We start from the raw sequence: 20,691 nt of genomic DNA, 5'->3' as shown, positions 1-20,691 counted from the left end.
GTCGCTTCGACGAGATCAGCGACCGTGATGGCGGCTGATCGAGGCGGGGAGCGGAAGTGCCGGCTCGCTGCCCCGCGGCGGCTGATCGAGGCGCGGAGCGGAAGTGCCGATCCCGACCGTGATGGCGGCTGATCGAGGCGCGGAGCGGAAGTGCCGGGCTCGGTGCCCCCGCGGCGGCTGGGCCTGTCGAAGGGACGCCTCCTACGGTCCCTGAGCTTGTCGAAGGGACGCAACATGGCTCGCGTCGCTTCGACAAGCTCAGCGACCGCGATGGCGGCCCGGCGGCCAGTGCTGCGACCGTGATCGCGGCTCAGCGACCGTGATGCCGCGACCGCGTCACACGACGTACTGGAAGGACTCCTCGAAGGTCTCCGTGCCGTCGTCGTCGTCGAACACGTTGGCGACGAGGTGGGTGACGAAGAGCGCGAAACCGATGGCGACCTCGCTGAACAGCGCGTTGTCGAAGCGCCCGTACCAGGACACGCCGCCTCGGCTCTCCGGGTCGAGCTCGAGCCGGTTGACGGCGCACCCGTCCTCGACGGAGAGGACGACGATGCGGCAGGAGCCGAACGGCGGTGCGACACCGAACAGCTCGCCGAAGAGGCGGGCCTCCTCAGTGGCCTCGGCGAGGGCGTGGGCGAGCACGACCGCGCCGTCCGCCGTGCGGTCGTTCGCCGCCGCGTACCTGCGGTATCCCTCGCTGTCGCCGCCCACCATGTGGATGGCGTCCCGCCTGCCGGCGAGCTTGCGGTAGATCAGCAGATCGAGCGCGGCGCGGAGGAGGCCGCTGAGGACCCGGTCGGCGGCGGCGCTGTCCGTGACCGCGCGATAGTCCGGCACGCCCTGCGCCCAGACCGCTCGCACGGCCTCCCTCGTGGTCGGAATGCTGATCGTCATGGCCCGTACCCGTTCACCGCAGTTCTGCGCATGTGCTGCCCCCTGCCTCTATTGTGCCGAGTGGCGGGCCTCCGCGGGCACCAGGGTCAGCCGGCGCAGGAGCTGGGCGTTCACGGCGACCACCACGGTGGAGAGCGACATGAGCAGGGCGCCGACCTCCATCGGCAGCACGAAGCCGAACGGGGCGAGCACCCCGGCGGCGAGCGGCACCGAGATGAGGTTGTACCCGGCGGCCCACCAGAGGTTCTGCTTCATCTTCCGGTACGCGGCACGGGACAGGGTGATGACCGAGAGCACGGCGCGCGGGTCGTCGCCAGCCAGGATGACCCCGGCGGACGCGATGGCGACGTCGGTGCCCGCGCCGATCGCGATCCCGACGTCGGCCTGGGCCAGCGCCGGGGCGTCGTTCACACCATCGCCCACCATCGCCACCCGGTGGCCCTCGGACTGCAGCTCGGCCACCTTCGCCGACTTGTCCTCGGGGCGCACACCGGCGAACACCCGGGAGATCCCGAGCTGCCCCGCGACCGAGCGGGCCACCTGCTCGGCGTCACCCGTGATCATCACGACCTCCACGCCCCTCGCCTGCAGCTCCGACACCGCCTGCCGCGACTCCGGCCGCACCTCGTCCGCGAGCCCTATCGCGCCGATCACCCGTCCGTCGGCGAGGACGTGCAGGATGATCGCGCCCTCGTCCTGCCACGGCCGGGTGGCCGGGAGCGGCTCGGCCGCGTGCTCGCGCAGCATGCCCGGCCCGCCGACGCTGATCCGCCGGCCGTCCACGGTGCCGCTGACGCCGACGGCGGTCGACGCCTGGAAGTCGACGGCGCGGGGGGCGGGGATGCCGCGGGTGCCGGCCGCGTCCACGATGGCCCGGGCCAGCGGATGCTCACTGTCGGACTCCACGGCCGCCGCGAGGGCGAGCAGGGAGTCCTCGGTGCCGGTGACGGCGGCGACGCGCGTCACCACGGGCTCGCCGCGGGTCAGCGTGCCGGTCTTGTCGAAGAGCACCGCATCCACCGTGCGCATGCTCTCCAGCGCCAGGCGGTCCTTGACCAGCACGCCCGCCTTGGCGGCGCGCTCGGTCGAGATGGACACCACGAGGGGGATCGCGAGGCCGAGGGCGTGCGGGCACGCGATGACGAGCACCGTGATGGTGCGCACGATGGCGTCGTTCGGGCTGCCCAGCAGCGTCCAGGCGATCGCCGTGATGGCGCCGACGCCGAGCGCGAACCAGAACAGCCAGCCCGCCGCCGTGTCGGCGATCCGCTGAGCGCGGGACGACGAGTTCTGCGCCTCGGTCACCAGACGCTGGATGCCGGCGAGGGCGGTGTTCTCGCCCACCGCGGTCACCCGCACCCGCACCCGCAGCGCGGAGTCGGTGGCGACGGTGCCCGCCACGACGGGGTCGCCGATCGTGCGGGTGACGGGCCGCGACTCACCGGTGATCATCGACTCGTCCACGTCGGCCGTGCCGCCCTGCACCTCCCCGTCGGCCGGCACTCGCGCCCCGGGCCGCACCAGCACGACGTCGCCCAGGCGGAGCGAGGACGGGGGCACGATCACGACCTCGTCCCCCTCGACGCGCTCCGCCTCGTCCGGCAGCAGCGCGGCGAGCGAGTCGAGCGCGGAGGACGTCTGCGCGAGGGAGCGCATCTCGATCCAGTGGCCGAGCAGCATGATCACGATGAGCAGGGCGAGCTCCCACCAGAAGTCGAGCTCGTGATCGATCAGGCCGAGGTTCGCCGCCCAGGACGCGAGGAACGCCACCGTGATGGCGAGCGCGATGAGCAGCATCATGCCGGGTTTGCCGACCCGCAGCTCACCGACCGCGCCCACGAGGAACGGCCGGCCGCCCCACAGGTACATGACCGTGCCGAGCGCGGGGGAGACCCATTCGATGCCCGGAATGTCGGGCAGGGAGTAGTCGAGGATCATCGCGAACATCGGGCTGAATGCCACGACCGGGATCGCGACCACCAGCATGATCCAGAATAGGCGCCGGAACTGACCGACGTGGTCGCCGTGCCCGGCATGGGAGCCGTGCCCGCCGTGCCCGTGCCCGTGCCCGCCGTGCCCGTGCCCGGGGTGCCCATGCGCGGTGTGGGTTCCGTGCTCGTGACCCCGGTGGGGGTCGTGACCGTCGTGCTCGCCGTGCGCCATCGCGTCTTGGGCGAGTGACTCATGCGTCGTGTCCTGTGGCCGGTTCATGCCGGTAATATATACCCCCTAGGGGTACCGGTCAATGGGCGACCGGAGGGGCGGATGCGGGGAGGCGCGGGCGTCAGACTTTACTTGACGCTTCAAGCGTCTAGACGTACGATCGCTTTACGCTTCAACAAAAAGGACGACACGATGACGATCGACTGCCTGGCTCCGCGCCGCTTCCTCGGCCGCACCCGACCCGCTCCGGCGACCCCCGGCGTCGTGGCTCCCGCCGCTGCGGTGATCGATGCGGCGATCGAGCCCGGGCAGGCGGCCGTCGCTCCGATCGCCGTCGTGCGCACCCGCGTGACGGTGCCCCTGCGGTTCCCCGACGGGTATGCCGCGACGGCCGAGGTATTCACCTTCCGCGACCTCGTGGACGGCCAGGAGCACCTCATGCTCGGCCTCGGCGACTGGGAAGGGGCGGTCGCCCGGGCCGCGATCGGCGGTCAGGCGCCCCTCGTCCGCCCGCACAGCGAGTGCCTGACCGGCGACGTGTTCGGTTCCGAGCGCTGCGACTGCGGCCCTCAGTTGCGTGAGGCGGTCGAGCGCATCACGGAGGCGGGCGGATTCCTGCTGTACCTCCGCCAGGAGGGTCGCGGCATCGGCCTGTACGCCAAGCTCGACGCGTATGCCCTGCAGGACGCCGGCCTCGACACGTACGAGGCGAACCGCGCCCTCGGCCGCGGCGAGGACGAGCGGGACTACCGCGCGGCGGCCCAGATGCTCCGGGCCGTGGGCGTGGACAGCATCCGGCTGCTGAGTAACAACCCGGACAAGGCCGCCCAGCTCGACGCGTTCGGCGTCACCGTCACCGAGCGCGTCCCCACGGGCGTGCACCTCTCCGAGGCCAACTCCCGCTACCTCGAGGCCAAGCGCGACCACACCGGCCACACCCTCATCCTCGGCTGATCCACCGGCCACGCCGCCACCGGCCATTAACCGGCATTCCATCCACTCGAGCAGGGAACACACCATGACCGACACCACCGACCTCCTTGCGCCGAGCACCGGCATGGGCGCCGTCACGCTGCGCGTCGGTGATCTCGACCGGATGATCGCCTACTATCGCGACGGGATCCGGCTCGAGCTGCTCGCGCAGGAGAACGGCCGCGCCGTGCTCGGTCGCGGCAGCACGCCGATCGTCCTCCTCGAGCACGCTCCGGAGCTGAAGCACGCCACGCCCGGCTCGGCGGGGCTATTCCACACCGCGATCCTCTTCGACACCAAGGCCGACCTCGCCGCCTCGCTGTACTCGGTGGCCACCCGGTACCCGAACACCTTCACGGGCAGCGCTGACCATCTGGTGAGCATCGCGTTCTACCTGACCGACCCGGAGGGGAACGGGGTCGAGCTGTACTGGGACCGCGACCGGACCGAGTGGTCGTGGACGCACGGGCGCATCGAGATGGACAGCCTGTACGTCGATCCGAACGGCTTCCTGCGGGAGAACGTCACGGAGGCCGCCGTCGACGCCGCGCTCGCGCGGCCGGGCAGGGTGGGGCACGTGCACCTGTCGGTCGGCGACGTGGAGAGCGCCCGGGCGTTCTACGTCGATCGGCTGGGCTTCTCGACGACCGCGGCCATGGGAGGCCAAGCGCTGTTCGTCAGCGCGGGCGGCTACCACCACCACATGGCGATGAACGTCTGGAACTCCCGCGGCGCCGGACGACGGGCTCCGGCGCTCGGGCTCGGTCTCGTGCGCATCGAGGTGCCGACCGGCGACGACCTCGGCGCGCTCACCGAGCGGATGCGACACTACGGCGTCGAGACCCGCGACGACGGGCGCGCGGTGCGGTTCGACGACCCGTGGGCGAACCTTATCGAGGTGCGAACCGCCGAGTGAAGCACCAGGGGAACCTCGGCTGGAATCCTGGAGAATAGTCCGGGTGGCGAATCGCCGCACGGCAGGCAGAACACCAGGAGGGCGGCGGATGGGGAAGCTGTATTACGGAGCGGCACGTTTCGAGGTCGAGTTCGATGACCGAGTGCTCGCTCACCTGCAGCTGGTGATGACCGGGAAGCTCCGTCGATCGGAGGCGTTCCTGCTGTCCTGGGCGACCTCGTCGGATCGCGGCAGCGGCCGGTCGATGATCTGGATCCACCCCACGACGGACCTGCACTTCCAGTTCGCCGGCAACGGCCGTCCCTCCGTGAACCGCGAGTGGCTCGAGCGACTCGCGGTCCTCGCAAACACCGCGACCGGCCTCTACGTGACGCCCGAGGGCGACCTGCATGCGACAGAGGCCGATACCGACTCCGGTCCCGCCAAGCTCAACTAGCGCGCTCCGCCGTCGAGACCAACGGAAAACCGCCCCGCTCACTGCGTGAGCGGGGCGGTTACGCGTGAACGTGGTGCGTCAGCTGCGGTGGTCGGCGTTCAGTCGGGCCCTGTCGTAGCTGCCGGACTTGGCCAGACCGCGGCTGATCATGTAGCCGACGGCGAGGATGCTGACGTAAAGCCAGGCGTGGTTGGCATCGAAGCCGGACCCGTCCTCGTTCTCGTCCACGACCGCGGAGGCGATGAGCACGCCGAGCGCTACGACGATGAACACGTAGAGTTCGGTGGTCTTCAGGGAGGCTTTGGTCTCCGTGGCGACCCCGAGCGTCCTGGATGCGTGGGTATCGGTGGTGTTGGACATGCTGGTACTCCCTGTACTTGCGAACCCCCCGAACGGGGGACGTCACCAGTTCTATCCTCTGCTCCGTGCATCCGGCGATTCGCCCGCAGGGCTAGCCACCGGCGCCCTCAGGCGGTATCACGCGCCCGGACGCGAGGAGACGCTCCGCCGCACGCGCCGCACACCCCATGGCGGGGTCGGTTCGCGCTAGTCGGACACCCGGTCCTTGCCGGAGCGCTTCGCCCGGTACATCGCGGAGTCCGCGCGGCCCAGCAGACTGTCGGGGGTGTCGACGTGCGTCGCCGTCGCCACCCCGACCGAGGCCGTCACCCTGAGCGGCCGGCCGGCGATGTCGAGGGGGTCGAGGAGCGCCCCGAGCACGCGCTCGGCCGTCTTCCTCGCGCCGTCCTGGCCCGTGTTCTCGCAGAGGACCACGAACTCGTCACCGCCGAAGCGGGCGAGCGTGTCCGAGGCGCGCGTCGCCGAGGAGATGCGCTCGGCGATCTGCTGCAGCACCGTGTCGCCTCCGCCGTGCCCCTGGGAGTCGTTGATCGCCTTGAACGAGTCGATGTCGATGAAGATCACGGCGACGGTGCCGCCGCGGGGATCGCCCGCGAGGGCGCGCTGGAGGCGCTCGGTGAACAGGCGTCGGTTGGGCAGCCCCGTCAGTGCGTCGTGCAGACCGAGGTGGGCCAGCGCGGACTCGGCCTGGCGCATCAGCGCGCTGTCCAGGTCCCGGCCCAGCTCGATCGCCGCGACCTCGAGGCCGCGCCACGGTTCGGCCCGCCCTGACACGCTCGCGCTCCAGGAGGAGAAGGAGTTGCGGGGCGAGAGAATGGAGTCGCGGTTCGACTCCGACTGGTCGCCCAGCCACCTCGTCGTCTCGGTGATCTCCGGGCGGAACCAGGCGAGGTAGTCGCCCTGTCCGCCGAACGGCACGACCACCGCGCCGGCGACCGAGGGAACGACGGACACGAGGTCCGGGTGCTCGAGCGCGAGCGACTCGCTGGCGAAGGGCAACCGGTCGCTGGAACGTAGCCGCTCGAGCAGCAGGTCGATCCGGGGCAGGTCGGGGACGCTGCCCACCGTGGAGAGGATCCCGTTGTGCGAGAGCGCGGCGCCGGCCGCCGGAACGAGGTCGAGCAGCGTCACCTCTCCGTGAAGGAGCGACTGCACGGTGTCGTCGTGTGACGTGAACTGGCCGACGAGGCGGGTGCGCAGCGCGCGCAGCTCCGTGTCGCGGGTGAGCCGGGCGATCTCCGACATCGCGCTCAGCTGCAGGGCCACCTGGTTGCTGAACACCTCGAGACCGCGGCGAAGCGTCAACGGCAGCCGTCGCGGCGTGCGGTGCGCGCAGGTGATCATGCCGATCAGCTCACCGTTGAAGATGAGCGAGAAGGACAGGGTGGAGGCCTGGCCCATGTTGCGCATGAACTGGAGGTGATGCGGCGAGACGCTGCGCAGCTCGGCGGAGCTCAGGTCGAGAGGCTCACCGGTGACGGGGCTCTGCTCGGGGACGAGCGGCTGCGGGGCGTCCGAGGTCGAGAAGATCGTCCGGGACAGCTTGGCCAGGTACAGCTCGCGGGCCTGGGCGGGGATGTCCGAGGCCGGGTAGTGCAGCCCGAGGTACGGCTCCATCGAGTCGTCCGCGCGCACCTCCGCGACGACCTGGCCGTGCCCGTCGGGGTGGAAGTGGTAGATCATCACACGGTCGAAGCCGGTGAGCACGGCGAGCTCCTCGGCCGCGTCCGCCCACAGCTCCTCCCGGCTCCGCAGAGTGGCCAGCCGATTCACCGCGGCGTAGACCATGGACGGCGTCGCGAACCCCTCCGCGGCGAGCTCCGGCTCGAGCTCGAGCACGACGACCCCGTCCGCGAAATGAACGATGCCGTCGAACCGGCGTCCGCCTACCTCGACCGGTACCGGATTGGCCGCTCCGTTCCTGCCGGTCAGCGCCGCCGACAGCGCGTCGATCGTTTCGTCGCCCAGGAGGTCCGAGAGGGGGAGGCCGAGCAGGTTCTCCGGCTGCAGGCCGAGCACGGCTGCGCAGCTCGCGCTCGTCTGGGCGATGGCCCAGGTGTGGAGATCCACGGTGAGCAGCACGCCGTGCGGTTGAACGAGTCCGGGCCTGCGGATGCTCTCACGAGAGCAGCTCTCGAGGCGGATCCGCTCGGCGGCGGTGATGGCGACGGCGGGGGTCGTCATCGCGCCACCGCCGGAGCCTGCGTCGACGCGACCTGGGCCTCGAAGGCCAGGAAGGTGGATCGGGCGCCGCCGATCACGGCGTCGGCATCCCCTCCCTCGTCGCCGAACCGGCGCAGAGCCTGGGTGAGAGCTCGCCACGGGGAGGGGTGCTGCCGGCCGGCGCTCTCGAAGAACCCGGTCGGAACCTCGCCGATGGTCGCCCGGATGGCCGGACCGATGATCCGCCCGCCGAGGGAGGACCCCTCCGTCACGTAGAGGCACCCGAGGGCGCCCGGGAAGCTGTCGATGTCTCCCAGGACGGCCGGTCGTGCCGGAACGGCCGACCCGAGCTGCCCGAGGTCCTGGGCGAGGAGGGTGGAGCGCCCGTGACCGACGAGGTCGATGCCCAGTCGCGCCCAGCCCTCGGCCCAGTCGGGGTGCGCCAGCCGGGCCTCGACCGCGGAGTGGAACCCGTGCAGCCGCTGCAGGAGCGTCACGTACTCCGCGCGGCTCCGGACGGAGCCAGGGAGCCCCGTCGAGGCCTCGACCTGCGCATGCAGGGACGCGGTCTCGTGGCGGAGCCGGGCCGGCAGGCCTCCGGCATCGCCCCGCGGCGCCCTCGGCGCATCCTCCGCACGGATGGTCTCTGCAGCCGCCATGACGATGTCCTTCCCCCGGGTGGGCCCGTTCCCCGCCCCGCTTCCGGGGCCGGTGTCCGATGGGCCGTTCTGTCATCGCCGGCGGCGCCCGAGCACCGTGGTGAAGCGGCGCAGTTTCGAGCCTACTTCCGGTGTAGCACCCCGGTGGAACGCGGGTCCAGCCCGGTGCACGCAAAGCGGGGGTGCTGGGGGTCCGCGGAGCGCACGCCGAGTCGGCCGAAGCGGCCTCAGGCGGGGGCGGACTCCGCGGCGAGCACCCGGCGAGCCACCCTCACGTCGGGTCCGAGCCGGGTCAGGTGGGCGGCGAGGTCGTCCGCGGCGGCGAGCAGCGCCTGATCCGTCATCGGCTCGAGGGCGTCGAGGATGAACAGCGCCGACGTCGTGTCGTCGCGGAGCGGGGTGCGACGCCCCTGTCGCCAGTTCCAGCGCCGGCAGGTGACACCCGCGTCGTCGCACCACACGACCTCCCCGGCTTCGGGGCTCTCGACGGCCGGGGCGCCGTCCGCCACGGTGTCGAAGGGCTCTGAGCCGGTCGCGAGGACCAGGCGCGGCGCCCCGGCGTAGTGCGCGAGATCCTCGCCGCCCAGGGGCACCTGGTGCAGCACCGAGACCGCGTTGTAGATGTCGGTGAGCCGGTTCACCCGGGGCAGACCCGCGGCGGCGCGGCGCAGGAGCGCCTCGAGGCTGTTCCGGGTGCGCTGCGGCTTCGCGCCGAACGCCCGGTAGGCGTCCCGCCACGCCGCCACGTGCGGGATGTCCTCCACCTTCCGGTCCTCGAGCGCCGCTCGCGCCGCATCCTCGGCTTGCCGCAGCAGCGCGTCGCTCGCCTCGTCGCTGCCGCCGGGCACGAGGCCCTCGACGGCGAGCAGCACGGCCCGGTAGTCGGGACGCAGGGCGAAGACGGCGGCGTCGACGCGTCCGGCCTCGACAAAGTCGTGCGCGGCTCCAGTGTCGGTCATATCCGCTCCTATCGGGTTCCCGGGCCGACGCCCGGCTCGAAGACGGCCAGCGAGAACCGCGCGGGCCCGGCGCCGGCATTGGCGTAGACGTGGGCGACGTCACCGGGGAACTCGAGGGCGTCGCCGGCCTCGAGTTCGACCGCACGCTCCGCCACCTCGACCGTGATGGAGCCCTCCCGCACGTGCAGGAGCTCCCTCGTGCCGGGGGAGTGCGTCTCGCTCGGGTGCCGGTCGCCGGCGCCGAGGGTCCAGTCCCACAGCTCGAACACCTCGGGCCGCGTCGTCCCGGCCACGAGTACCGCGCGGCCGCCGTTCTCGCCGGTCCACAGCACGGCGCCCTCCCCGTCGCGGGTCACCTTCACCGGCTTGGGATCGGGGGACTGGACCAGGTCGGGCAGCCCGACCCCGAGCGCCTCGGCGATGCGCAGGAGCGTGCCGACGCTCGGGTTCGTCGCACCCTGCTCGACGTTCACGACGAGGCGGCGGCTCACGCCCGCGGCCTCCGCGAGTTGATCGAGCGTCCAGCGCCGCGCCTGCCGCTCGGTGCGAACCCGCGCGCCGATCGCCGACGCGAGGGCGGCCGTGTCGTTCGTCATGAGTGCACTCTACTGCGCGCCGTGTGCACTGTTCCTGCTCGCGCTGCCCAGGCGCGCGGCTCGCGCGCGTGCCCCTGCCCAGGCGGTGGCACCCCGCGGTGCTCCCACTCGCGCCCCTGCCCAGGCAGCGGTATCCCCGCGCTGCTCCCACTCACGCCTCTGCCCAGGCACGAGGATCCTGCGCAGCTTGAAGCTGGGCACGATCCCCCTGCCTGGGCAGGGGCTAGGGACGGACGGCAACAGGCGGACGAGCAGGCGCGGATGAGTGCCCGGGGTCAGTCTCCGGTCTCGGCCGCGCGCCGGTCCGGGGTCAGAGAGTCCCCGCGAACCGGCGTGCGGAAGGGCGGATCCTGCCGCGGGCGCGCACTTGTGGTGGCGTCGTCCGGCGCGTCATTCTGGGCCGCGGCATGCTCCTCGGCGTCGGGCAGGACGTCCGGCTCCTCGTCGGCACCGGGCAGGGGCGCGCCCTCACCACCGGGCTCGGCGGCGGCGACCCTCTCGTCGTCGCGGGCGGAATGGGGCAGCAGAGGCTCGGACATCGACATGCCGAGAGTCTTGTCCCTCGTCGCCCGCGCCGGGTGAACCGCCGGTTACGGCACGTCGACCTCCCGGCGCCGGCTCTCTCCCACGGTTTCCTACCTGCCCCTGCCCCCGCCCCTGCCCAGGCAGCGGCGCCCCGTGCTGATCCCACTCCCGCCCCTGCCCAGGCACCGGCATCCTGCCCAGGGTAAAGCTGGGCACGATGCTCCTGCCTGGGCAGGGGCGGACCGAGCGGCCAGGGGTGGACCGAGCGGACAGGTTGCTCCTGCCTGGGCAGGAGCGAGCAGGTTGAACCGAGCGGACCGAGCGGCGGGGCCGCGCGACCCAGCAGCGGGCGTCAGTCGCGGGGGAGGACTGCGACGGCCTCGGCCGCGAACCGCAGGTGTACGGTCGTCACCACGGGGCGCCGCTCCTCGACGCGGTGCTGCACCTCGACGACCGTGCCGTCGGCGAGCCGGACCGTGCTCCGGCACACCGGGCCGAGGAACATCACCGCCTCGACGACGCCCGGGATGCCGACATCCGCGAGCGCGATATTCTCCGGGCGCACCAGCACCCAGACCGGCCCGTCCGCCGGCGTCCCGACGACCGGGAGCTCGGCTCCGGCAATGCGCGCCCGCCCGCCCGCGGCCTCGCCGGGGATGCGGTTGCTCACGCCAACGAACTGCGCGACGAACCCCGTCTCCGGTGCCGAGTAGAGCGACTCGGGCGTGCCGACCTGCTCGATCCGCCCGTCCCGCATCACGGCAACGCGGTCCGCAATGGCCAGCGCCTCCTCCTGGTCGTGGGTGACGAACATCGTCGTGATGCTCAGCTCGTGCTGGATGCGCCGGATCTCGTCCCGCAACTGCACCCGCACCTTGGCGTCGAGCGCACTGAGCGGCTCGTCGAGGAGCAGGACCCGAGGCTGGGTCACGAGGGCGCGGGCGAGGGCGACGCGCTGCTGCTGCCCGCCGGAGAGCTGGTGGGCGTACCGCTCCCCGAGCGAAGCCAGTCCCACGAGCTCGAGCGCCTCGCGGGCCCGCGCCCCCCGCTCGCGTCGGTCGACCGAGCGCATCCGGAGCCCGAACTCCACGTTCTGGCGCACCGTGAGGTGGGGGAACAGCGAGTACGACTGGAAGACCATGCCGACGTCCCTGCGGTGGGTCGGCACGTCGACGACGTCGACCCCGTCCACGAGGATGCTCCCCGCGGTCACCCGCTCCAGCCCCGCGAGCGCCCGGAGCGCCGTGGTCTTGCCGCATCCAGACGGGCCGAGGACCGCGACCAGTTCGCCCGGCCGCAGCGTGAGGTCGACGCCGTTCAGCGCGGTGTGCCCCGAGTACTGCTTGACGACGGACCGGAGCTCCACCGAGGCGCCGGCGCCCCGGGCGGCTGCGGCGTCGGCGCGGGAGGCGGGGGCGAGGGGCGGGGACGAGGTCATCGGACTGCTTTCGAGGTGGGGGCCGGGGCCACGGGGGCCGGGGACGCCGCGGCCCCGGAGGCCGGGGATACCGAGCCCGGGGACGCGGGGAGGACGCCGCGGGAGCGGGCGGTGCCGACGCGGCCGATCAGCAGGAGGAGGGTGAACGCGAACAGAAGCGCGAGGAGCGCGAAGATGACGGCCGCGTAGGGATCGCTCCGCGACACCTGCACGAGCGCGGTCTGCAGGTTCACCCGGTTGAGGAGGGACGCGATGGTGTACTCGCCGAGTACGACGGCGACCGTGATGAACGCCGCCGCGAGGATGCCGCGACGCAGCGTCGGAACGATGACGGTCGTCATCACACGCGGCCAGCTCGCCCCGAGGGTGCGCGCCGCCTCGGTGAGGGTGGCGAGGTTGCTCGCGGACAGGTCGGTCTGGAGGGCCCGGAAAGCGAACGGCAGTACGGTGACCCCGTAGGCGAGGGCCAGGGTCCAGGTGCCGCCGCCCGCGACGCGCACGACGACGCCGTACACCGGCGCGAGCCCGACCACGAGCACGATGGCCGGCACGGTGATCGGGACGATGCAGACGAACTCGAGCACCCGCATCAGCCGCGGGTAGCGCAGGCTCACGAGCACCATGGTCGGCACGAGGAGGACCAGCACGAGGGCGGCGGTCACCACGGCGAGGGTGAGCGAGTTGGCGACGCCCTCGAAGAGGTTGCGGTAGCTCCGCTCCCGCTCCGGGTCCAGGATGGCCGCCCAGTGATCGAGGCCGTAGCCCGATCCGGACGGGCTGCGCAGCGTGAACTCCACCATCGCGACGATGGGCAGCAGGAAGACGAGGCCGACGACCGCGAGCAGCAGCCTGCGCAGCGCGACGCTCATCGCTGCCACCGCTCCGTGCGGCGCTGGAGGGCCGAGTAGAGCACCATCAGCACGGCCATGACGACGACCATGCCGAGCGCGAGGGCGCCCGCCACGTTGGCCCGGCCGAGCACGGTCTCGCTCACGAGCGCGGCGCGGATCTGCAGCGGGACGATCTGCGCGCCCTGGCTGATCAGCGCCGCCGCGGTCGCGTAGGAGGAGAACGCGTTGGCGAACAGCAGCAGGAGGCAGCCGAGGAAGGACGGCGCGAGCACCGGGACCACGACGGAGACGAGGTGGTTCCACCAGGTCCCGCCGAGGGTGGCGACCGCCTCCGACCACTGCGGCTTCAGGCCAGCGACCGCGGGCATGAACGTGATGACCATCAACGGCACCTGGAAGTAGATGTACGGCAACAGCAGGCCGGGCACCTGGTAGAGCCACACGCCGCCGGCGAAGATGTCGATGCCGAACGTGTCGAGCAGCAGGCGGGTGAAGAGCCCCTGGATGCCGATCGTGGTGATGAACGCGAACGCGAGCATGACGCCGCCGAACTGGGCGAGCACGCTGCTGACGGAGTCGATGACGCTCCGCACGGGGCCGTCGGGCCGGAGTGCGGTGAGGCCCCAGCAGACCGCGGCACCGACAACCGCGCCGACGACGGCCGTGACGCCGGACACCGCGAATGACGCGAGGAAGGCGGACCGCACGGCCGGCTCACCGAGCACCGTGAGGTTCTCGAGGGTGACCGCTCCGTCCGCGTCGAAGAAGCCGCTGCTCAGGGCGAGGAGGCACGGCACGGCCAGGAAGGCGAGCACGTAGGCGGCGAACGGGGTGAGCCCGAGCCAGGCGGGAAGTCGCATTCGCGAGCGCGCGGGGACGGCGCCCGCGGACCGGGTGGTCGCGGGCGCCGTCTCGTCGATCAGGGTTGCCGAACTCACCCGATGGCCTGGGCCCAGGACTCGGCGAGCGTCGCGGACGCGGCCTCAGTCTGCTCGGTGGAGAACTGCACGAGGTCGGCCGGGGGCTCGCCCACGGCCTCGAGCGCGGCCTCGTCGACGGTGCCGGCCTCCATCATCGCCTGGAGGCGCACCGGGTAGGCGCCCGCCTCGAGGTAGAGGTTCTGCACGGTGTCGCTCATCACGAACTCCTGCCAGAGGCGGGCGGCCGCGGGGTGCGGGGCGTCGACGTTGATGGCCTGGTTGTAGTAGCTGCCGAGGGCTGTGCCGGGAAGCACGGTGACCTTCCAGTCGCGCCCCTCGGTTTCCGCCGCGGCAAGGTTGTTGTAGCTCCAGTCGAAGACGACCGGGGTCTCGCCCGAGGCGATGGTGGCGGGCGTCGGGTCGAGCGGCAGGAAGTTCCCCGCGTCGTTCAGCTCGGCGAAGAAGTCGATGCCGGGCTCGATGTCGTCCGCCGAGCCGCCGTTCTGCAGCGCCGCGAGCTGGACGGCCGCGGCGGCGGCACCCGCCTGCGTCGGGTCGCCGTTGATGGCGACCTTGCCCTTGTAGCCCTCGCCCAGGAGGTCGTCCAGGCTCGTCGGCTCGTCCACGGCCGCAGCGTCGTAGCCGATGGACATCAGGCCCGTGTAGTCGTAGACCCACTTGCCCGACTCCTCCTTGTGGTCGGCCGGGATGTCGTCCCACGTCTGCACCTTGTACGGCGCGAAGTAGTCCAGGCTGTCCAGGGCGACGGCGGAGCCGAGGTCGAAGACGTCCGGCGCGGTGTCCTGGCCCTTGAGGTTCTCGGCGGCGGCGATCTCCTCGGCGCTGGAGACGTCCGGGTCCGCGGAGTTCACCGTGATGTCGTACTCGTCCTCGAAGGCCGAGATGATCTCGCCGTAGTTCGCCCAGGTTTCGGGGAGGGCGATCACGTTGAGCTCGCCCTCCTCCTCCGCGGCGGCCACCAGCTGGTCGAAGCCGCCGAAGTCCTCGGCGCTCGTCGCGGTGGCGGCGTCGACTCCGCCGGATCCGGCCGCATCCGCCGAGGGCGTGGCCGCGGACGAGGAGCAGCCGGCGAGCGTCACGGACAGGGTGAGAAGGGCGGCTGCCCCTAGGGCTGGGCGCAGAGCGATCACGGGTTCCTCCTGTGGTCTTGTTCATCAGCCGACGGCGCGGGTCGGGCGGTCGGCGGCTCTGACACTAGGGCGGCGGAAGGCGGCCGGAACCCCGCTCGGACGCCCCGGACGCAATCGCAATCCGCGGTTCATCGGATGTTCAGCGGTCGGTGTTCGCCGCGTCACCCACCGGGCCGGATGCGGCGGCGGGCGCTCCCGCGCTCCCGCTTCTCACCTCTGCCCAGGCAGGAGGATCGTGCGCAGGTAGAAGCTGGGCAGGATCCCTCTGCCTGGGCAGGCGCGACCCGGAGCGCGACTGAGCGCGACCGACGCGCGACCCAGCGCCACCGGCCGCGCGCCCGCTCAGGAATTCACCCGCCGTTCACCGAGACGCCCCAGGGTACGAGTGCTCGTTCGTCAGCTTCGGAGGTTCCATGACCGACTCCCCTCAGGGCGTCCTCGACCGCTCGTGGGCCGCCGCGGCCCCCCGAACGCTCGTCGACATCCTGCGGGCGACGGCGGAGTCGCACCCGGAGGCGTCCGCGATCGACGACGCGACCGGTGCGCTCAGCTACAGCGAGCTCCTCGCCCGCGTGATCGGGGTGGCGTCGCTCCTGCGCGCCGAGGGGATCGACCGCGGGGACCGGGTGGGGGTCCGGATGCCGTCCGGCTCGCGCGAGCTCTACATCGCCATCCTCGCGATCCTCGCCGCGGGGGCGGCGTACGTGCCCGTGGACGCCGACGACCCGGACGAGCGCGCCGACCTGGTGTTCGGCGAGGCGGGCGTCGCGGGCACCATCACCGGCTCCGGCCTGTACACGGCCGACGGAGGCGGATCCTCGACGCATCTCTTCTCCGCCGCGGCGCCGCACCCGTCCGGGGCGTCCGCGCCGCTCGCCGCCGCGCCGCTGCCCGGGGACGACGCCTGGATCATCTTCACCTCGGGGTCCACCGGGACGCCGAAGGGCGTCGCCGTCTCGCACCGCTCCGCCGCCGCGTTCGTGGACGCCGAGGCGGGCCTCTTCCTGCAGCACGAGCCCATCGGTCCCGGCGACCGCGTGCTCGCCGGGCTGTCGGTGGCCTTCGACGCGTCGTGCGAGGAGATGTGGTTGGCCTGGCGCCACGGGGCCTGCCTCGTGCCGGCGCCGCGCAGCCTCGTCCGCAGCGGCATGGACCTCGGTCCCTGGCTGACGACCCGCGGCATCACCATCGTCTCCACCGTGCCGACGCTCGCCTCCCTGTGGCCCGCGGAGTCCCTCGAGAACGTGCGGATGCTGATCTTCGGCGGCGAGGCGGTCCCGCCCGAGCTGGGCGACCGGCTCGCGACGGACGGGCGCGAGGTCTGGAACACGTACGGGCCGACCGAGGCGACCGTGGTCGCGTGCGCGGCGACGCTCGGCGGTGGCGGGCCCGTGCGCATCGGCCTGCCCCTCGACGGCTGGATGCTCGCGGTGGTCGATGCGGAGGGCCGACGGGTCGGCGAGGGCGAGGTGGGCGAGCTCATCATCGGCGGGGTCGGTCTCGCGCGGTACCTCGACCCCGCGAAGGACGCGGAGAAGTACGCGGCGTTCCCGAGCCTCGGCTGGGACCGCGCGTACCGCAGCGGCGACCTCGTGCGGTACGAGAGCGCCGGGCTGCTCTTCCAGGGCCGCGCGGACGACCAGGTGAAGGTCGGCGGGCGGCGCATCGAGCTCGGCGAGATCGAGGCCGCGCTCCAGTCGCTGCCCGGCGTCTCCGGCTCCGCGGCGACGGTGCGCACGACCGGCGCGGGCAATCAGATCCTCGTCGGCTACCTCGTGCCCGCCGACCCGGCGACCTGGGACCGAGACGACGCCGTGGCCCGGCTGCGAAGCGAGCTGCCCGCCGCCCTCGTGCCCCTGCTCGCCCCGGTGGCCGAGCTGCCCACCCGCACCTCGGGCAAGGTGGACCGGGCCGCGCTGCCCTGGCCGTTGCCCGGCCTCGAGGCCAAGGCCGGGGGGCTGCCGCCCGAGCTGCAGCGCATGGCCGACATGTGGACGGCCGTGCTCGGCATCACCGTCGACGACGAGGACGCGAACTTCTTCGACCTGGGCGGCGGATCGCTCTCCGCGGCCCAGCTGGTGGCCCGCATCCGCACCATCGACCCGAACTTCACCTTCGCCGACGTCTACACGCACCCGCGGCTCGGCGCCATGGCGGACGCGCTCGCGGCGAGGGTTCCGGACGGTCCCGTCACGGCGGCCCGCCCTGCCGCCCGGCGGACCCCGCTGAGGACGCAGTGGGCGCTGACCCTGCTCGGCATCCCGCTCTTCATCCTCCAGGGCCTGCGCTGGCTGGTCTACCTCTTCACCGCCTCGAGCATCCTCGCGGGGGTCGGCGGGTTCGACGCCCTGCCCACGGTGTCGCCGTGGCTGCTCGGCGTCGGGCTCGTGCTGTTCGCCACCCCGTTCGGCCGGATGCTCATCGCCGTGGTGGCGGCACGTCTCCTCCTCGCGGGCCTGCGTCCCGGCAACCACCCGCGCGGCGGGTCGTGGCACCTCCGCCTCTGGCTCGCCGAGCAGGTCGGGCAGCAGGTCGGTGCCGTCGGGCTGGCCGGCGCCCCCTGGATCACCTACTACGCTCGCGCTCTCGGCGCCCAGATCGCGGAGGACGTGGACCTGCACACCCTGCCGCCCGTCACCGGCATGCTCCGGATCGGGCGCGGCGCCGCGGTGGAGCCGGAGGTCGACCTGTCCGGCTACTGGATCGACGGTGACACGGTGCGGGTCGGCGCGATCCGCATCGGCGCGGGCTCGACCGTCGGCGCCCGCAGCACGCTCCTGCCCGGCACCCGCATCGGCAAGAACGCCGAGATCGCGCCCGGGTCAGCGGTGTTCGGCCGGGTTCCCGCCGGGCAGCGCTGGGCCGGTTCCCCCGCCATCCGTGAGGGCCGCGCCCGGGAGTGGTGGCCGACGGCGCGGCCGCCCCGCCGCACCCGCTGGCTCTACGCGTACGCGGCGTCCTCCGTGCTGGTCGCCCTCCTGCCCATCGTCGCCCTGGCTTCCGGCGCCGCGGTCGCGGTCGCGGCGGCTCGGGGCTCGGCCGACCTCGCCGAGTTCTGGTGGCGCTCCCTGGCCGGCCTCGTGCCCGGGGTGCTCGTGGCCGGCGTCGTGCTCGCCGGCCTCGTCGTCGTGATCGTGCGGCTCCTCGGCCTCGGCGTCACGGAGGGCACTCACCCCGTGCGCAGCAGGGTCGGCTGGCAGCTCTGGACCACCGAGCGGCTGCTCGACCTGGCGCGGTCGGCGCTCTTCCCGCTCTACTCGGGGCTCTTCACCCCGGTCTGGCTGCGCTGGCTCGGCGCGACCATCGGCCGTGACGTCGAGGCGTCGACCGTGCTCCTCATCCCCGCGATGACGACCGTGAAGGACGGCGCGTTCCTCGCGGACGACACCCTCGTCGCGTCCTACGAGCTCGGCGGCGGGTGGATGCGAGTCGCCCGCGCAGAGATCGGCGCCCGCGCGTTCCTCGGCAACTCCGGCATGGCCGGCCCCGGCCACCGCGTGCCGAAGGACGGGCTGGTCGCGGTGCTGTCGGCCGCGCCGCGGAAGGCGAAGGCAGGCTCGTCCTGGCTCGGCTCGCCCCCGGTCCGGCTGCGCCGGACGGCGAACGAGGGGGACCTCAGCAGGACCTTCGCTCCGCCCACCCGGCTCCGCGTCGCCCGTGCCCTGTGGGAGCTCGGCCGTTTCGTGCCGGTCGTGGTCACGTGCGCCGTCGGGCTCGCCGTGCTCTGCTCGCTCGCGGCCATCACGGTCGCCTGGGGCCTGGGCGCCGCCGTCCTCCTCAGCGGGGTCGTGCTGCTCGCCGCGGGGGCGGTCGCCGCCGGGATCTCGACGGCGGCGAAGTGGATCCTCATCGGCCGCGTGCGGGCGGGCGAGCATCCGCTCTGGTCGAGCTTCATCTGGCGCAGCGAGGTCTCGGACGTCTTCACCGAGATGGTCGCCGCCCCCTGGTTCGCGCAGTACGCCGGCGGCACGCCCGCGCTGGCCTGGTGGCTGCGCAGCCTCGGCGCCCGGATCGGGCGCGGCGTCTGGTGCGAGAGCCACTGGCTGCCCGAGGCGGACCTCGTCACCCTGGGGGACGCGTCGACCGTGAACCGGGGCTGCGTCGTCCAGACCCACCTGTTCCATGATCGAATCATGAGCATGGACACCGTAACGCTCGACGCCGGAGCCACCCTCGGTCCGCACAGCGTCATCCTGCCCGCCGCCCGCATCGCCGCGCAGGGCACGGTCGGCCCGGCGTCGCTCGTCATGCGCGGGGAGCTCGTGCCCGAGGCCAGCCGGTGGAGCGGGAACCCGATCGGACCATGGCGTCAGGTCACCGTCGGTGCCTACGCCACGGAGGATCTGGAAGCCGCGGGCCGGCCGTGACGGACGCGGAACGAGGAGACCCCTACACCCCCGAGGTCGGGACCGACGCCTACCGCGTCGAGCACTACGACCTCGACCTCGACTACCGCGTGGCCCGCAACCGGCTGCGCGGCACGGCGACGATCACCGCCGTCGCGCGGGAGCCGCTGCGCCGCATCGACCTCTCCCTCGCCGGGCTCCGCGCGAGCTCGGTGCGCGTGAACGGCCGGAAGGACACGCGGCACGCGCAGCGCGGGGTCACGCTCGCCGTCACCCCGCCCGAGCCCATTCCCGAGGGCGCCCGGTTCACGGTCGTCGTCGAGTACGCCGGCCAGCCGGCGCCGCGGCGCACGCACTGGGGCGAGGTGGGCTGGGAGGAGCTGAGCGACGGCGTGCTCGTGGCCTCGCAGCCGTCCGGATCCGCCACCTGGTTCCCCTGCAACGACCGGCCGGACGACCGGGCCGCGTACCGCATCCGGGTCGCCGCCGAGGCCCCGTACACCGTCGTCTGCAGCGGCAGGCTGGTCTCGCGCACCGAGCAGTCCGGCCGGCGGTCCTGGGTCTACGAGCAGCCGGCGCCCACGGCGCCGTACCTCGCGACCGTGCAGATCGGCCGCTACCGCACCCAGAGCGTGCCGGCCGGCGAGACGGCCGCGTTCCTCACCTTCCCGGCGTCGATCGAGGCGAGGGTCCGGCAGGACTTCGCGCCCGTGCCGGGCATGCTCGCCTTCTTCGAGAGCGTGTTCGGCCCGTACCCGTTCGAGACCTACCACGTGGTCGTGACCGAGGACGAGCTCGAGATCCCCATCGAGGCCCAGGCGATGGCCGTCTTCGGAGCCAATCACGCCGATGGCACGGGCGCCGCGGAGCGGCTCGTCGCCCACGAGCTCGCACACCAGTGGTTCGGCAACAGCGTCGGGGTGGGCCAGTGGCGGCACATCTGGCTGAACGAGGGGCTCGCCTGCTACGCGGAGTGGCTGTGGTCGGAGCACAGGGGCGGGCCCTCGGCGGACGCCATCGCGCACGGCCACTGGAGCCGGCTCGCCCGCCTCGGCCAGGACCTGGCGATCGGCGACCCCGGTGCGGCGTCGATGTTCGACGACCGGGTCTACAAGCGCGGCGCCCTGACCGTGCACGCGGTGCGGCTCACCCTCGGCAACGCCGCGTTCTTCGCCCTGCTGCAGCGGTGGACCGCCGGGCACAGGCAGGGCACCGTCAGCACGGACGACTTCATCGCCGAGTCCGGCCTCGATCGGGACTTCTTCCTGCCCTGGCTCTTCGAGGCCCGCCTGCCCCGCCTGCCGAAGCCGGGAAGCCCGGTGCTGTCCCGGTGAAAAGC

The 20,691-nt window shown here is 72.7% G+C and carries 18 protein-coding genes; 6 read left to right on the top strand and 12 right to left on the bottom strand.

Annotation, left to right across the window (positions count from 1 at the left end):
• Nucleotides 1-336 precede the first annotated feature (336 nt).
• Nucleotides 337-897 (bottom strand): hypothetical protein, encoded by a 561-nt coding sequence (locus DAI20_RS03390; RefSeq protein WP_108249135.1) that lies wholly within the window; start codon nt 895-897, stop codon nt 337-339.
• A gap of 48 nt (nt 898-945) precedes the next feature.
• Nucleotides 946-2,883, bottom strand: coding sequence for a heavy metal translocating P-type ATPase (locus DAI20_RS03385; RefSeq protein ID WP_438501972.1), 1,938 nt, complete (start codon nt 2,881-2,883; stop codon nt 946-948).
• Between the two features lie 30 nt (nt 2,884-2,913).
• Here DAI20_RS03385 and DAI20_RS19130 point away from each other — a divergent pair, with 30 nt between their 5' ends.
• The 4 genes from DAI20_RS19130 to DAI20_RS03370 all read left to right on the top strand — a co-directional run bounded on the left by DAI20_RS19130 (nt 2,914) and on the right by DAI20_RS03370 (nt 5,384).
• Complete coding sequence (locus DAI20_RS19130) at nt 2,914-3,078, top strand: hypothetical protein (protein WP_438501971.1); 165 nt, start codon at nt 2,914-2,916, stop codon at nt 3,076-3,078.
• Nucleotides 3,079-3,252: 174 nt separating this feature from the next.
• Nucleotides 3,253-4,014 (top strand): GTP cyclohydrolase II, encoded by a 762-nt coding sequence (locus tag DAI20_RS03380; protein ID WP_108249133.1) that lies wholly within the window; start codon nt 3,253-3,255, stop codon nt 4,012-4,014.
• Nucleotides 4,015-4,078: 64 nt separating this feature from the next.
• The gene (locus tag DAI20_RS03375) at nt 4,079-4,948 is read left to right on the top strand and encodes a VOC family protein (protein ID WP_240605843.1); all 870 of its coding nucleotides are present in this window, start codon (nt 4,079-4,081) and stop codon (nt 4,946-4,948) included.
• A gap of 88 nt (nt 4,949-5,036) precedes the next feature.
• Nucleotides 5,037-5,384 (top strand): DUF7882 family protein, encoded by a 348-nt coding sequence (locus DAI20_RS03370; protein WP_108249132.1) that lies wholly within the window; start codon nt 5,037-5,039, stop codon nt 5,382-5,384.
• 78 nt (nt 5,385-5,462) lie between these two features.
• Here the strand turns inward: DAI20_RS03370 and DAI20_RS03365 are convergent, their stop codons facing one another.
• From DAI20_RS03365 to DAI20_RS03325, 10 genes are all read right to left on the bottom strand, one after another.
• The gene (locus tag DAI20_RS03365; protein ID WP_108249131.1) at nt 5,463-5,744 is read right to left on the bottom strand and encodes a hypothetical protein; all 282 of its coding nucleotides are present in this window, start codon (nt 5,742-5,744) and stop codon (nt 5,463-5,465) included.
• A gap of 186 nt (nt 5,745-5,930) precedes the next feature.
• A complete protein-coding gene (locus DAI20_RS03360; RefSeq protein ID WP_159084898.1) occupies nt 5,931-7,928 on the bottom strand; it encodes a bifunctional diguanylate cyclase/phosphodiesterase in 1,998 nt (665 codons plus the stop codon).
• Nucleotides 7,925-8,566, bottom strand: a complete 642-nt coding sequence (locus DAI20_RS18395) for a biliverdin-producing heme oxygenase (protein ID WP_159084897.1) — start codon at nt 8,564-8,566, stop codon at nt 7,925-7,927. The genes DAI20_RS03360 and DAI20_RS18395 overlap by 4 nt, the downstream gene beginning before the upstream one ends.
• Before the next feature lie 227 nt (nt 8,567-8,793).
• The gene (locus DAI20_RS03355; RefSeq protein WP_108249129.1) at nt 8,794-9,525 is read right to left on the bottom strand and encodes a B3/B4 domain-containing protein; all 732 of its coding nucleotides are present in this window, start codon (nt 9,523-9,525) and stop codon (nt 8,794-8,796) included.
• A gap of 8 nt (nt 9,526-9,533) precedes the next feature.
• Complete coding sequence (locus DAI20_RS03350; RefSeq protein ID WP_108249128.1) at nt 9,534-10,121, bottom strand: helix-turn-helix domain-containing protein; 588 nt, start codon at nt 10,119-10,121, stop codon at nt 9,534-9,536.
• A gap of 275 nt (nt 10,122-10,396) precedes the next feature.
• Nucleotides 10,397-10,666, bottom strand: coding sequence for a hypothetical protein (locus DAI20_RS18390; RefSeq protein ID WP_159084896.1), 270 nt, complete (start codon nt 10,664-10,666; stop codon nt 10,397-10,399).
• Between the two features lie 332 nt (nt 10,667-10,998).
• Entirely contained in the window at nt 10,999-12,084 is a 1,086-nt protein-coding gene (locus DAI20_RS03340) for an ABC transporter ATP-binding protein (RefSeq protein WP_108249127.1), read from the bottom strand.
• On the bottom strand, nt 12,081-12,953 hold the full coding sequence (locus DAI20_RS03335; RefSeq protein ID WP_108249126.1) for an ABC transporter permease: 873 nt from the start codon (nt 12,951-12,953) through the stop codon (nt 12,081-12,083). The genes DAI20_RS03340 and DAI20_RS03335 overlap by 4 nt, the downstream gene beginning before the upstream one ends.
• Nucleotides 12,950-13,795, bottom strand: a complete 846-nt coding sequence (locus tag DAI20_RS03330) for an ABC transporter permease (protein ID WP_108249711.1) — start codon at nt 13,793-13,795, stop codon at nt 12,950-12,952. Before DAI20_RS03330 ends, DAI20_RS03335 begins: the two co-directional genes overlap by 4 nt.
• 74 nt (nt 13,796-13,869) lie before the next feature.
• Nucleotides 13,870-15,003, bottom strand: coding sequence for an ABC transporter substrate-binding protein (locus tag DAI20_RS03325; protein ID WP_108249710.1), 1,134 nt, complete (start codon nt 15,001-15,003; stop codon nt 13,870-13,872).
• A gap of 416 nt (nt 15,004-15,419) precedes the next feature.
• Between DAI20_RS03325 and DAI20_RS03320 the strand changes: the two genes are divergently transcribed.
• Entirely contained in the window at nt 15,420-19,373 is a 3,954-nt protein-coding gene (locus DAI20_RS03320; protein ID WP_108249125.1) for a Pls/PosA family non-ribosomal peptide synthetase, read from the top strand.
• Nucleotides 19,370-20,686 (top strand): M1 family metallopeptidase, encoded by a 1,317-nt coding sequence (locus DAI20_RS03315; RefSeq protein ID WP_240605842.1) that lies wholly within the window; start codon nt 19,370-19,372, stop codon nt 20,684-20,686. Before DAI20_RS03320 ends, DAI20_RS03315 begins: the two co-directional genes overlap by 4 nt.
• Nucleotides 20,687-20,691 lie beyond the last annotated feature (5 nt).

Source organism: Planctomonas deserti, from assembly GCF_003067705.1.
Taxonomy (GTDB): domain Bacteria; phylum Actinomycetota; class Actinomycetes; order Actinomycetales; family Microbacteriaceae; genus Planctomonas; species Planctomonas deserti.
This window is presented reverse-complemented; position numbering and strand designations above follow the sequence as displayed.